Origin of the sequence: Streptococcus sp. SV2 (assembly GCF_030440175.1) — a bacterium.
Lineage (GTDB): Bacteria > Bacillota > Bacilli > Lactobacillales > Streptococcaceae > Streptococcus > Streptococcus raffinosi.
The window spans coordinates 120,253-134,666 of the sequence record NZ_JAQFJQ010000003.1 but is presented as its reverse complement, the minus strand read 5'-3'; the positions used below and the strand labels follow the sequence as shown (position 1 = coordinate 134,666).

At 41.4% G+C, this 14,414-nt stretch carries 14 protein-coding genes and 1 tRNA gene; 1 reads left to right on the top strand and 14 read right to left on the bottom strand.

Annotated elements, in window-relative coordinates:
* Position 1: 1 nt before the first annotated feature.
* Positions 2-1,633: a Na/Pi cotransporter family protein gene (locus tag PCY14_RS02845; RefSeq protein WP_293930646.1), complete on the bottom strand. Its 1,632-nt coding sequence runs from the start codon at positions 1,631-1,633 to the stop codon at positions 2-4.
* A 446-nt stretch (positions 1,634-2,079) separates the two neighbouring features.
* Here PCY14_RS02845 and PCY14_RS02840 point away from each other — a divergent pair, with 446 nt between their 5' ends.
* Complete coding sequence (locus PCY14_RS02840) at positions 2,080-2,586, top strand: YgjV family protein (RefSeq protein ID WP_021152221.1); 507 nt, start codon at positions 2,080-2,082, stop codon at positions 2,584-2,586.
* Positions 2,587-2,604: 18 nt separating this feature from the next.
* Here PCY14_RS02840 and PCY14_RS02835 read toward each other — a convergent pair whose 3' ends face one another.
* The 13 genes from PCY14_RS02835 to tuf all read right to left on the bottom strand — a co-directional run bounded on the left by PCY14_RS02835 (position 2,605) and on the right by tuf (position 14,335).
* Positions 2,605-3,426, bottom strand: coding sequence for a Cof-type HAD-IIB family hydrolase (locus PCY14_RS02835; protein ID WP_060933914.1), 822 nt, complete (start codon positions 3,424-3,426; stop codon positions 2,605-2,607).
* A 23-nt stretch (positions 3,427-3,449) separates the two neighbouring features.
* On the bottom strand, positions 3,450-4,106 hold the full coding sequence (locus PCY14_RS02830; protein ID WP_060933915.1) for a glycoside hydrolase family 73 protein: 657 nt from the start codon (positions 4,104-4,106) through the stop codon (positions 3,450-3,452).
* Between the two features lie 98 nt (positions 4,107-4,204).
* Positions 4,205-4,546 (bottom strand): P-II family nitrogen regulator, encoded by a 342-nt coding sequence (locus tag PCY14_RS02825; RefSeq protein WP_021152223.1) that lies wholly within the window; start codon positions 4,544-4,546, stop codon positions 4,205-4,207.
* 10 nt (positions 4,547-4,556) lie between these two features.
* Entirely contained in the window at positions 4,557-5,792 is a 1,236-nt protein-coding gene (locus PCY14_RS02820; protein ID WP_021145879.1) for an ammonium transporter, read from the bottom strand.
* Between the two features lie 140 nt (positions 5,793-5,932).
* Complete coding sequence (rsmI, locus tag PCY14_RS02815; protein WP_021145880.1) at positions 5,933-6,799, bottom strand: 16S rRNA (cytidine(1402)-2'-O)-methyltransferase; 867 nt, start codon at positions 6,797-6,799, stop codon at positions 5,933-5,935.
* 2 nt (positions 6,800-6,801) lie between these two features.
* A complete protein-coding gene (gene yabA, locus PCY14_RS02810) occupies positions 6,802-7,122 on the bottom strand; it encodes a DNA replication initiation control protein YabA (protein ID WP_002887582.1) in 321 nt (106 codons plus the stop codon).
* A complete protein-coding gene (ricT, locus tag PCY14_RS02805) occupies positions 7,109-7,915 on the bottom strand; it encodes a regulatory iron-sulfur-containing complex subunit RicT (RefSeq protein WP_293930362.1) in 807 nt (268 codons plus the stop codon). The genes yabA and ricT overlap by 14 nt, the downstream gene beginning before the upstream one ends.
* Entirely contained in the window at positions 7,912-8,787 is an 876-nt protein-coding gene (locus PCY14_RS02800; protein ID WP_021145882.1) for a DNA polymerase III subunit delta', read from the bottom strand. Before PCY14_RS02800 ends, ricT begins: the two co-directional genes overlap by 4 nt.
* Before the next feature lie 8 nt (positions 8,788-8,795).
* A complete protein-coding gene (gene tmk / locus PCY14_RS02795) occupies positions 8,796-9,425 on the bottom strand; it encodes a dTMP kinase (protein ID WP_293930366.1) in 630 nt (209 codons plus the stop codon).
* Between the two features lie 146 nt (positions 9,426-9,571).
* Positions 9,572-9,644 (bottom strand) — tRNA-Thr (locus PCY14_RS02790).
* Between the two features lie 104 nt (positions 9,645-9,748).
* Positions 9,749-11,734, bottom strand: a complete 1,986-nt coding sequence (gene tkt / locus PCY14_RS02785; protein WP_021145885.1) for a transketolase — start codon at positions 11,732-11,734, stop codon at positions 9,749-9,751.
* Between the two features lie 393 nt (positions 11,735-12,127).
* The gene (tpiA, locus tag PCY14_RS02780; RefSeq protein ID WP_002887577.1) at positions 12,128-12,886 is read right to left on the bottom strand and encodes a triose-phosphate isomerase; all 759 of its coding nucleotides are present in this window, start codon (positions 12,884-12,886) and stop codon (positions 12,128-12,130) included.
* Between the two features lie 252 nt (positions 12,887-13,138).
* Positions 13,139-14,335, bottom strand: a complete 1,197-nt coding sequence (tuf, locus tag PCY14_RS02775) for an elongation factor Tu (RefSeq protein WP_002887576.1) — start codon at positions 14,333-14,335, stop codon at positions 13,139-13,141.
* Positions 14,336-14,414: the final 79 nt, after the last annotated feature.

Genomic DNA, 14,414 nt, shown 5'->3' with positions numbered 1-14,414 from the left:
ATTAAATCACACCTTCTGTAACCTTTTCAACAAGGTTAATGGCATGGTCTGCGATACGTGTGTAATGCGATAAGTAATCAACATAGTTGATACCTGCCTGCGCAGTACATTCACCATTATTAAGGCGTTTGGTATGAATCTTACGCAATTGTTTTGCAAGTTTTTCCAACTCTTCATGACGGAGGATAACTTGACCAGCAAGCACCTTATCATCGTCCACAACGACACGAATACTGTCAAGTATAATACGATGAGTACGGTTATAGACATCCGCAAGTTCCGCCTTGGCTGTTTCAGAGAATTCAATTCCCTTGCTATGAATGTGTTGTGAAAGACTAGCACTAGCGACTGCAAGGTCACCAATACGTTCCAAGTCACGAACAGAATCCAGGACACTTGCCAAGATTTCATTTTCAGAAACACTAAGTGACTCGTTAGAAATATCAATCAAGTAAGTTGTCAACTCTTCGTCAATACTATTAACAGCTGTTTCATATTTTTCAACCTTGTCAAAGTATTTTTCATCTCCCTTATCAAAGAAAGCATATGAAGCTTCCAAAGACTGGATAGCATATGACGCCAAATGCACCAATTCTTTCTTGGCATTACCAAGGGCAATGGCTGGTGCTTGCGTGATAAGCAAACGGTCCAAATAAAGTGCTTTGTACTTATTAACTTCGTCCTCACCAGGGATGATCTTAGTTACCAAGTAAGCTAAAACTCCGATGAATGGGAACTGAACAATTGTATTAGCAATGTTGAAAGTACCGTGGGCAAAGGCAATTGTCATCTCTGGTGTCAAACCAAGAATAGACTTGAACCATTGAATTAAAGCTGTGAATGGTACCAAAAGAATCAAACACAAGACCGTTCCAATGACATTAAAGAGTACGTGAGCTCCTGCTACACGTTTAGCCGCAATGTTAGAACCAAGAGCCGCAAGAACCGCTGTTATAGTTGTTCCGATATTGTCCCCGAAGAGGATTGGAAGGGCACCTTGCAAATCAAGCAAGCCACCTGAATAAAGGCTCTGAAGAATACCAATGGTAGCTGCCGAAGACTGAATCAACATGGTCAAACCAGCACCAATGATGACTCCCATGATTGGGCGGTCACCTAAAGTTGCCAAGTAGTCTTTAAAGGCTGTGACGGACTTCAAAGGCTCTACCGCATCTCCCATCAGGTTAAGGGCAAAGAAGATTCCACCCACACCAAACAAGATACGACCTAGGTTGTTGAGCTTCTTATTACTTGTAAAGAAGAGAAGCGCCGCACCAATGAAAAGCACCGGAAGGGCATAATCACCTAGCTTGAAACCAATCATGAAGGAAGTTACGGTTGTCCCGATATTTGCCCCCATGACAATTCCAATAGCCTGACGAAGACTCAAAAGTCCTGCCGAAACCAGACCTACGACGATAACGGTTACCCCTGAACTTGACTGAATCAAGGCCGTCATGACAATACCAATCAAGACCCCTAAAAAAGGATTACTGGTATACTTATCAATGTAATAGCGTAACTTATCACCGGCTGCCTGTTGAAGACCATCCCCCATGTACTTAATACTGAAAAGGAAGAGTCCCAAACCACCGAGGAAAGAAAACACAATATCTTGCCAATTTACTGACACATTTTTGTCCTCATTATTCAAAAATTTTCGGTAAAACCGACCTTTCTATTGTATCTATTTATTAGGGAATAAACAAGGCTTTTCCTAAAAATAATAGAAAGAAACCAGGAAAATCTGACCTTTTTAGATATCTCATTTAACTCTCATGTTCATGATGTTTAACACCACTATTACTCATATCAGAAATCCATCAACGCCCGTCTCGAATATACTGTTTTTTCTTTGATACTTGTCATCAGGTTTCAAGCAAAGGCAATCGAAAAACATTACTAGCAGTGTTTTGAGAATTCCATAAACGAAAACTACCATAGCAGTACCATCATCCGTTGGCGATGTTTTTTCAGTTACCACTACATCTTTCGGAACTTATAAATAACCGATAAATATTCTTGAAATAAATCCTTCTTTCTTGTGATATAATAAAGGCAAAAATTGGAAGTGACATCATGACAATCTACCTTCTAGCACAAGTATTCTCAGCCATCGGAGCTCTCTGTGTCGCCATATCCTCTTTTGCAAAATCAAAAAATAAGATGCTCGTCTGGCAAATTACCGACTATATTTTCACTGCCACTGCCAACCTCTTATTGGGTGGCTATACTGGAGCTTTAACCATCAGTATTTCCATCATTCGAAATAGCCTGATGGTCAAAAAGAAGATGACCAAGACTATCTTGACCATCCTCATCATTATTCAAATCATCGTAGGATCCTATCTCAATCATCTTGGACTTATTGGCTATTTGCCGATTATCTCTTCAGTCTCTTATAGTCTAGCCATTGCCATCACACGAAACCTTCAGTGGCTTCGCTGGGTCATTATTGAGAATATGTTACTCTGGCTAATATACGATTTGACCATTAAGGCTTATCCCGCTGCCATCACAGACATCACCATCACGCTAACCACTCTCATTGCCATTATCCGAAATCGAAAAACCTTTAGCAGATAAAAGCTAAAGGTCTTTTTCTTATAAAGCCCAAGTACGAATAGCGTGGGCTACGCCTGCTTGGTCATTCGTCAAGGTTACATATTTACTCAAAGACTTGATGTCATCACTAGCATTTCCCATGGCAACGCTCTGACCAACAAATTCAAGCATTTCAATATCATTGGCCGCATCTCCCAAAGCCATAATCTGTTCGGGATTGATCTCCAACTTTTCAGCTAAATGCTTCAGTCCACTGGCCTTGGTTGTTCCTTGTGGCATAATTTCAAAGATATAGTTCTGGCTTCGAACCGTACTATAGCGCTGACTAAGACTTTCTTCCATGGCATTTTGAAAGTCATCAAGCGGTTCAGGATCCGCCATATACATGGCTTCAAAAATAACCTGACCTTCCGCAAAAATTTCTTCCAATGATTTTGCCTCAGCCACCATAAAGACCGTCCCAGCATCATAGGCAACTAAATCAGGCACTTCATTACCGACAACATAGAAGCTTTTTTCACCTGTCAAGGTCAGAGCTACGTCTGGGAAATCCTTACTCACTTGAAAAAGGTCTTCCAACTCCGTATGAGATAAGCTTTCATGTTGAATCAAGGTCCAATTTTTAGTTTCATAGGTCGAACAACCGTTGTTCATGATAATGTACTCTTCTTCACTAAGACCCAATTTTTCAAAATGGGGAACAATGCCTGAACGTGGACGACCCGTACAAAGGACAATCTTAATACCTGCCGCAGCGGCTTCCTGAATAGCCTGAATGTTTTCTGCAGGTATCTCTTTTTGACTGTCTAAGAGTGTACCATCCATATCAATGGCAATGAGTTTCACTTGGTTCTGATTCATATTTTTCTTATTCTCCTTTGACTCTAATAAGTGTCATAAATAGTTAACTGATATTGTTCAATGATGCTGTTCAGCTTATCACCATAAGTCGTGTCAGTGGCATAAACGCCTGTTAGGGCCGCTGTTGCATCTTTATAGCTTCTCGTTTTGGAGCGGTGCACTCCCACATAGTAGCTTCCCTCGAGAAAGTCCACATAGTCCTGTAGCGAATTCTCAACGGAGCCATAGGAACGAAAGGCAGCATCGATATGGTAGGGATTTCCCTTACCATCATCCTCCCAGGTCGGTAGCGTTACACTTTGACCATTGTATTCTCCTTTAATTCCAAAGAAATTGTAGGAAGGCTTTTGACTTAATTGTGACTGTCCCGAGTCCGATTCTAGGATGGCCTGGGCAATCATGACTGAGGCATAAAGATCGTTTTTCGCTGCTAAATAGCGTGAAGTCTCTCCAATCTCAGCAATAAAAGCAACTGTCGTCTCATCTGTAGACGTCATATTCTTTTCCATTGTCAACTTTGGAAAATTCAAACTAGCTAGAAGCCCCAGCAAAGCAAGTAAGCCAATAATGATCAGGCTCCATTTCTGTAAAACTCTAGGAAAAAGCAGAAAAGACTTCTTTTTCTTCTTAGTCTTCTTAAATTTAGATTTCGACCTGCTTTTCTTTTTTCCTTTTGCCAATCAGTCACCCCCTCCATCCTTAATAATCTCTTTTAGTATACCAAAAATCAACAAAAAAGGCCCAAACCAACTGGTTTAAGCCCTAATCCAATATGACATTAAATAGCGTCTCCACCCCGTTCGCCAGTACGAATACGAATGACATCATCAATAGGAACAATAAAAATCTTCCCATCACCGACTTCACCAGTCGCCACAGCACCACGGATAGCATCAACAACTTCATCAACTGCCAGGTCTTTGACTACTATTTCCACCTTAACCTTGGCCAATAAGGTTGGAACAATCCGTTGTCCACGAACGAACTCCGCAAAGCCACGTTGGGTTCCATACCCCAAGACCTGACTTACAGTCATTCCCTTGGCTAAACCACTACCAGTCAAGGCATTTTTCAAATCTTCCAATTTGTCCGAACGAATAATCGCTTCTATTTTTTTCATCAGTATCCTCCTACGAATCCATACCCATAAAGGTTGGATAAGCTGTTTCCTTGTGTTCACAGTCATCAAGACCAATAGCTTCATCACGGTCACTGACACGTAAAGGCATATAACGGGCAATTACTTTTATGATACCATAGGTTACCAGCCCCGACCAAGTAGCTGTGAAAATAATGGCCAAAACTGTCACCAAAAACAAACGTGCATTCCCATAGATGAGTCCAACATTAGCCTTATCTAGGGCTAGATTTGGTGTTGTAAAAATAGCTGTAACCAAACCACCAAAGATTCCTCCGACACCGTGGCAACCAAAAGCATCCAAAGCATCATCATAGGCAAAGCGTTTTTTCAAGACAGAAATGGCATAGAAACAAACCGGACTAACCATAGCTCCAATTAGAATGGCACTCCAAATGGAAACGAAACCAGCTCCAGGTGTGATGGCAACAAGTCCGGCTACTAAACCAGTCGAACCACCGACCAAGGATGGATGACCTGTCACATATTTTTCAAGAGCTAGCCATGAAAACATGGCAGCTGCTGCAGAAACATGTGTGGTCACAAGAGCATGAACTGCTAAGCCATTGGCTGCTAGGGCTGAGCCTGCATTGAAACCAAACCAGCCAAACCACAGGAGACCCGCTCCCAACAGAACAAAAGGAACATTATGAGGACGGTGCTCTAGAATGCCATAGTCACGACGTTTCCCAACAACAATTGCCAAAACCAAGGCTGAAACACCAGAAGTAATGTGGACCACATCACCACCCGCAAAGTCAATTGTCCCCCACTTGGCAAGAATTCCGTCTCCCCATACCATATGTGCAAAAGGATAATAGACCAAAAGTAGCCAAAAGACTACAAAAATAGCTAAAGGGGTAAAGCGCATACGCCCTACTACTGAACCTGTCAAAATCGCCACACAGATAATGGAAAACATCATCTGAAAGGCTGCAAATAAGAGATCAGGAATGGCTAGACCACGACTTGAAGCCGTTTCAGAGACACCGTGTAAAAAGAGATGACTAATATTCCCAAAGAAATAGCCATGCCCCCCAAAAGAAAGTGAATAACCAGCAACAACCCACAAGAGGGAAGCAATTGCTAAGGGAAGAACAGACATCATCATGGTATTAATGACATTTTTTCGACGCCCAAGGCCACCATAGAAGAAGGCCAAAGCTGGTGTCATCAGGCACACCATGGCTGAACATATCAATATAAAGGCACTACTACCTGTATCCATGAAACCACTCCAATCCAAAGGAATTATTTTTTATGTTAGATAATATAACACAAAAATAAAGAGTCTACAAGTTTATTTATGGAATTTTTTGATAATTCTTTCTTTTCTGACATCTTATGTCGCCACAAAAAAAGAGCTTCTTAGACCCCATGAAAGAGATTATAAAGCTCTTGTCTATTTAGTTTTCGCTCTTTGGCAACCGTTTTTATAGCTTGATTAGGCTTCATACCGGAAGCAATTAAAGCTTCAACAGCCTCAATTGGAGTAACATCTGATGTCAGGTTTTCTTCCCTTTCTTCATCCGATGCACCAGCTACAATCAGCAAACATTCCCCCTTGAGAGGATTTGTTGCAATATAATCCAAAATTTCGGAGATGCTACCTCGCTGGTATTCTTCGTAAAGCTTGGTCAGTTCTCGAACTAGAGTCAGCTGACGATTGCCATAAACCTCACGCATATTTTCAAGAGTATCAGCTACACGATAAGGTGACTCATAGAAAATCTGCGTCTCAGGATAAGACCGTTTTCCCTTGAAGAAATCAAGCTGCTGACCCTTTTTACGAGGAAGAAAGCCATAAAAAATATGAGGCTGAGGTGCCAAACCACTGGCAATCAAGGCTGTAATCCCAGCTGATGCACCAGGTAAGGCCACCACAGGAATATCCTCAGCAATAGCAGCTTTAACCAAATCATGTCCAGGATCAGAAATGGAAGGCATACCAGCATCTGAGACCTGAGCCAGGGAAAGCCCTGACTTCAAGCGCTCCAATAAATCCGGAATTTTCTCATAAGCATTATGCTCGTGAAAAGAATACTGCTTGGTCTCAATCTCAAAATGTTTGAGTAATAGCCCCGTATTGCGCGTGTCCTCCGCACAAATAAGATCGACATCTTTGAGAGTTTGAACACTGCGAAAGGTCATATCCTGTAAATTTCCAATAGGAGTTGGGACAAGATAGAGGGTACCATAATGAGACTGCCCCTTAAAACTCTTTTGAACCTGCATCTTTAATCTCCGTACAACAATTCCGCACAGAAGCCACAGGCTTCATTATTATCACGACGTTGACCATAAAAATCTGGGCAAATATGGAAGCCATCATCATAAATCGCCTCGAGATTAACCTTACCATGAGACATTTTCGTGCCCGTTTCTTCTTGAACCACTTGACTCAAGTGCTCACGCAACTTGTCGTTTTCCAACTTAAGAGCTGTATTTTCATCAAGAATGCCTGAGAAGTTCGCCTTAATTGCCTCAACTTCTGCCAACATAGACATCAAATTTTGTGATAATTCTTCAAATTTATCATACAATTCACGCTTTTCCATTTAGCTGAACTTCCTCCACTCCATAGGTTAGGGGAGCACGCCCCTTATCAAATGCAACCTTAATAGTCCTTGCAATCACGTCAATAGCAACAACATGCCCCTTGCCATCCTTGGTTTCAATTTCATCACCTAAATCAGGATAACTCGCCTTACTATCTCTGTAAAAGTCATCTTCATAACTGAGACAACACATGAGACGCCCACAAAGGCCGTTCAACTTACCAGAATTTAAGGACAAACTCTGATTTTTAGCCATTTTAATAGATACTGGTGGGAATTCGCCCAAAAAACTAGAGCAACACAGGGCACGCCCACAAGGTCCTAAGCCACCATAAATTTTCGACTCCTCACGACTCGAAATTTGGTGGAGCTCAATACGTGTTTTAAAATAAGCTGCCAAATCCTTAAGTAACTGACGGAAATCCACTCGCTTTTCAGCCACAAAATTAATCAGCACATAAGAACCATTTAAAGGAAAGACGATATCAACCACCTTCATCTCCAGCTGATTTTGAAGAATTAAGTCAGCCACAACAGCCATACTCTTTTCAGCCTTCAAAAGGTTGTCATTATATCTAGCTAAGTCCCCCTCCTCAGCTAGTCTTTCAACCCGATTCAGATCATTAGGTAGACTAACCTCAGGAAAATCAGTATTCTCCACGACCACCTGAGCCAAACGCTTATCCTTTTTTTCCAAAACGACCACAAAGTCATCTTTGGCGTAGTGTCTATCTGGAATGACGTATTCTACCATTCCATTTTCTTCAAATTTGATTCCAATGACCTCTGTCATGATAATACCATATACTCCAATGCATTTTGAAAGCTGACATTGGCTAGCCACATGTTACGGGCCTCATAAACCAATTCAAGCCATCGTCTTGCTTTTGGATTTTGTATATCCTTCCCCAATTGATAAGTTAAGAAATCCCAAACCATTTCTTGCTCTGATTTTTCACCACACTGAACAGCCAATTTTGCAAGGTCCAAATAAAGCAAATCTTGATTAGCCAGCAAGGACTGTGTCAAACGCTCCACTGCATTAATCAAATCAAGAGCCTTATTATCCTTAGCCAAGTGCAAAGCTTGAGCTTCATCCTTGGCAAAGTCTGCCAAGACCTTAGCTTGACTAAGTAACAGGCCTTCCCTCTGTAACAAGTCCTCCAAATAGGCCCGATTCTTAGGAAAATAAAAGAGTTGCGCTCGACTTTTAATCGTCGGTAAGATACGACTATCATCAGCCGTCAAGAGAAAAATGTAAATCTGACTCTGGGGCTCCTCAATAAACTTCAAAAGACTATTGGCCGCATTGACATGCATCTTATCTGCATCACGAATGATAAAAACCTGAGCCTGTCCTTCAAAACTTGATTGACTAAACTCTCTGGTCAACTGCCGAATCGTATCTGTCTTAATAAGTTGCCCTTGAGGTTCCACCAATTTAACATCCGAAAACTCCCCTTGTGCAATCAAGCGACAGGGACGACAGTTACCACAAGGTAAACCATCTTCAGGCGTCAGACAAAAACGACTCTGTGCCAGCCAAATAGCCATATCGAAACTTCCGAAATCACCCGAGAATAGATAGGCATGACTCAAACGATTTTCTCTGATAATTTGTGAAAATTCTTCGAACAGCTTGCTCTGACTTTCAGCTAATTTCATTTTGCTCCTTACAAATAGCTCTTGATAATTTGCCAAGCATCCTCTATCACTTTATCAAAGGGTTGCGAAGAATCAATCAACTTGATCCGTTCTGGTTCGACCATAGCCAAGTCTAAATAACCTTTACGAACACGTTGATGCATATCAAGCTTTTCCAAATCCAAACGATTAACTTCACGCTCACCATTTGCTGCAATACGTTTCAAGCCAGTTTCGGAATCCACATCAAACAACAAAGTGACATCAGGCTTATGACCATCCGTCGCATAGGCATTTAACCAAGCAATCTCAGTCTGATCCAAGCCACGACCAGCACCTTGATAGGCAACCGATGAATCAATAAAACGATCCATGATAACCATATTACCTTTTTCTAGCTCTGGAAGAACCTTTTCGACCAGATGTTGACGACGGGCAGCTATATAGAGCAAGAGCTCTGTCTTAGCATCCATAGCCGTATTATCTACATCCAAAATAACCTCACGGATTTGCTCTGCAATAGCCACTCCACCCGGCTCACGTGTCGTTATAACCTGACCAGGGTAAACTTCTTTTAAACGAGGTAAGAGTGCCTCTAAAACGGAGCTCTTCCCAGCCCCATCTGGCCCTTCTATTGAGATTAATAACCCTTTTGACATGATACTTCCTTTATTTTTTATTATCTTCTATTTTATCAAATTTTAGCTTAAATGAACATTCCCAAAATTATTATAGAGCTTTGAAAACTATATTAAAAAAGAAGTCTATAAAGACTCCCATTACACATCTCGAATGCTTCAAACCATGCCGATTGCAGGAATCGAACCTGTGACCTACGCGTTACGAGTGCGTTGCTCTACCAACTGAGCTAAATCGGCTAACACAGTCATTTTAGCACTCTCTCCCAAAATGTCAAGCGCCATGTAATATCACATCACATTGACATGAAAAAGAACTCGGACTAGCCAAGTTCTTTCGTTTCTTACAATGATTTATATAGTTGACTTGCATTTTCAACAGTGAAACCATACTCCTTAAAGATACGGTCACCAGGTGCTGAGGCACCCCAAGTATCGATAGTAAGTGTTTTGCCTGCAAGACCAACGTATTTTCCCCAACCAAAGCTAGTTCCAGCTTCAATAGCCAAACGTTTTGTCACAGCCGCTGGAAGGACATCTTCTTTATAAGCAGCATCTTGTTCATCAAAGAGATTTTGTGATGGCATAGATACGACACGAACATGAATACCTTCAGCTTCAAGAGCAGCTTGTGTATCAAGAGCCAATTTCACCTCAGAACCAGTGGCAATGATGATACCATCAAGATTACCTTTAGCTTCTGATATGATATAAGCCCCTTTATTGACACCAGCTTCAGCATTTTCAGCTGTACCATCAAGGACTGGCAAGTTTTGACGTGTCAAGACAAGCATTGTTGGACGTTCAGTCTCAGCCAAAGCACGTTTCCATGCAGCATTAGTTTCATTACCATCTGCAGGACGGATAACGTTAAGGTTAGGCATTGAACGCACACTTGCCAATTGTTCGATTGGTTCATGAGTAGGTCCATCTTCACCAACTGCTACTGAGTCGTGTGTCATTACATAAGTTACTGGCAGGTTTTGAAGAGCTGCCATACGTACCGCTGGAAGCAAGTAGTTTGAGAAGACGAAGAAAGTACCACCATAAACACGAGTACCACCATGAAGAGCAATACCATTCATCGCTGCAGCCATAGCAAATTCACGCACACCAAACCAGATATTACGTCCAGCATAGTTGTCTGCTTGGAAATCAGACTCAGCCTTAACCATGGTATTGTTTGAAGCTGAAAGGTCTGCAGAACCACCCCAGAATGAAGGAACTTGTTCAGAAATTTGTTGGATAGCTTGTTGGCTTGACACACGACTAGCTACAGCTGTGCCAAGTTCATGAGCGTTCAATTCAACAGTTGCTGACTCATTTGCAAAAGCAGCCTTGTATTCAGCAGCTAACTCTGGGTAGGCAACTTCATATTCAGCAAATTTAGTTTGCCAAGCATTTTCAGCAGCTTCACCACGGAACTTAATACCAGCTTGAAAACGACGAGCTACTTCGTCAGGAACAGTGAAGGCAGGTGCATCATAGCCGTACACGCTTTTGGCATGATCAATACCTTCTTGACCAATCGGTGCTCCGTGAACAGCTGACGTTCCTTGTCCTTCAGCTCCATAACCAATAATAGTTTTTACTTCGATGATAGACGGTTTATCTGTTTCTGCTTTAGCTTCTTCAATAGCTTTGGCAATGGCTTCCAAATCATTTCCATCTTTAACGAGAATGTGTTGCCAACCATAAGCTTCAAATTTAGCCTTAACGTCTTCAGTGAAAGCCATTGATGTTGGACCATCCAGTGAAATATCGTTTGAATCGTAAAGAAGAACCAATTTACCAAGTTTAAGGTGACCAGCAAGACTGGCAGCTTCTTGAGAAACACCTTCCATCAAACAGCCATCGCCATGTAGGGCATAAGTATAATGGTCAACAATATCAAAATCAGGTTTGTTGAATTTAGCAGCCAAATGCGCTTCAGCCATGGCCATACCAACAGCATTAGCAATCCCTTGACCAAGAGGTCCTGAAGTAGCTTCAACACCATCAGTATGATTAACTTCAGGGTGTCCTGGAGTCTTAGATTCCCATTGACGGAAGTTTTTCAAATCATCCATTGTCACCTTATAACCAGAAAGGTGCAATAAACTATAAAGCAAAGCAGAACCATGACCTGCAGAAAGGACAAAACGGTCACGGTTTGTCCAATTACGGCTAGTCTTTGGATTAACATTCATTACATGGTTCCAAAGTACGTAGGCCATTGGCGCTGCACCCATAGGAAGACCAGGGTGTCCTGAATTTGCGGCTTGAATAGCCTCAATTGAAAGCGAACGAATAGTGCTGACCGCCATTTGGTCAATAGCATCAAAAGTCATGATTTCTAATTCTCCTCTTCTTGGACAATGCAGAGCAAATAAACACTTAGGGTCTGTGCTCTAGTTATACTGCCTTTATTATAGCACATTATCTGACTATTTGGGCAATTCAATTCTATTTGAAAAGGCTTAAGTTCATTTATGACTAGACCTTATTTATCCGATTTACAAAGTGGCAGTTTTTGTATATGGATAGAATGACGTTTTGGAAACACGATTGAACTGATTATAAAAAATCAAAGATCCTTTAAGTGATAAATCAGTAGATAAATTGATTTTCAAGTTAAAAGCATAATGCTATCAATCATACTCCACCCGATACGAAATCCATAGCAACAGCGTGACTTTCCAAGACATAAGAAAAAGCCGAGGAAACCTCGACTTTATAAAAGATTATTTAACGAAGTCAAGCAATGCCAAGAAGCTATCAGCTTGAAGTGATGCACCACCTACAAGAGCTCCGTCTACATCTGGACAAGCCATGTATTCTGCAACGTTTTCAGGTTTAACTGAACCACCGTATTGAACACGTACTTTGTCAGCAACTTCTTGACCGAAGTCAGCAGCAACAACATCACGAACAACTTTACACATTTTTTGTGCATCGTCTTGTGAAGCTGATTTACCAGTACCGATAGCCCAGATTGGTTCGTAAGCGATAACTGTTGAAGCTACTTGTTCAGCAGTCAAACCAGCCAAAGCAGCTGAAACTTGAGCACCTACGAATTCTGCAGCTTTACCAGCTTCATAAGTTTCAAGTGTTTCACCACAACAAATGATTGGAAGCATGCCATTAGCAAAGATTGCTTTTGCTTTTTTGTTGATGTCTTCATCAGTTTCGTGGAAGTAGTCACGACGTTCTGAGTGACCGATAACAACATAGTCAGTACCGATTTCTTTCAAAACTTGTGGGCTAGTTTCACCAGTGAAGGCACCAGCATTTTCAAAGTAAGTGTTTTGCGCAGCAACTTTAAGGTTTGAACCTTTAGCAGCAGCAAGAACAGCTGTCAAGTCAACGGCAGGAGCCGCAATACCAGCTTCAACAAGATCAGATGAAGGAAGTTTTGATGCTACAGCTTCAACAAATGCTTTTGCTTCTTCTGGATTTTTGTTCATTTTCCAGTTACCAGCGATAAATGGTTTACGTGACATTTCACATACCTCTTCTTCTATTTATTTACAAGTTTATTCTATCACAAATCCCCTACTATTACTAGGATTTTAGGAAAATTCCGAAAACTATAGCCACTTCATACCGACTAATGACCTACAAAACTGCTTCTCTTCTAAGATACTTTCATAAAAAGAAGATCAAATAGGTAATTAAAAACCAAAAAGAGCCGAGTAAACTCGACTCTCTCAATTATTGTCTGACGAATAATTGTATTGGGAACTTAATATTAATTAAGCTTCGATTTCAGATACGATACCTGAACCAACAGTACGTCCACCTTCACGGATAGAGAATGTTGTACCTTGTTCAACGGCGATTGGGTGAATCAATTCAACATCGATAGTCACGTTATCACCAGGCATAACCATTTCAGTACCTGCAGGAAGTTCGATAGAACCTGTTACGTCAGTTGTACGGAAGTAGAACTGTGGACGGTAGTTGTTGAAGAATGGAGTGTGACGTCCACCTTCTTCTTTAGAAAGGATGTAAACTTCACCTTTGAATTTAGTGTGTGGGTGGATTGAACCAGGAGCAGCCAATACTTGACCACGTTCAATTTCATCACGTTGGATACCACGAAGAAGGACACCGACGTTATCACCGGCAATACCTTCGTCAAGTTGTTTACGGAACATTTCAACACCAGTAACAACTGCTTTTTGGATTTTTTCCTTGATACCAACGATTTCAACTTCGTCATTGACACGAACAACACCACGGTCAATACGTCCTGAAGCAACAGTACCACGACCAGTGATTGAGAATACATCTTCGACTGGAAGCAACAATGGTTTATCAGTGTCACGTTCTGGTTCTGGAATGTAATCGTCAACAGTATCCATCAATTCCATGATGATATCTTCGTATTTAGTATCACCTTCAAGAGCTTTAAGTGCTGAACCTTGGATAACTGGGATTTCATCACCTGGGAAATCGTATTCTGAAAGAAGGTCACGGATTTCCATTTCAACCAATTCAAGCAATTCTTCATCGTCAACCAAGTCAACTTTGTTCATGAAGACGATCAAGTGTTTAACACCAACCTGACGTGAAAGAAGGATGTGTTCACGTGTTTGTGGCATTGGTCCATCAGTAGAAGCTACTACAAGGATCGCACCGTCCATTTGAGCGGCACCAGTGATCATGTTTTTAACGTAGTCCGCGTGTCCTGGCGCATCGATGTGAGCGTAGTGACGTTTAGCAGTTTCGTACTCAACGTGTGCAGTGTTGATTGTGATACCGCGTTCGCGTTCTTCTGGAGCAGCGTCGATTGAAGCGTAGTCTTTTGGTGTGTTGACTGAGCTTGGAAGACGACGTGCCAAAACAGTTGTGATAGCAGCTGTCAAAGTAGTTTTACCGTGGTCAACGTGTCCAATTGTACCAATGTTAACATGTGGTTTACTACGATCGTATTTTTCTTTTGCCATTTAGGAAAAGCCTCCAATAAAATATATTTTATAGATAGACAGTAGGCAATACAGTCTAACTTTACTCTACTATTCTATC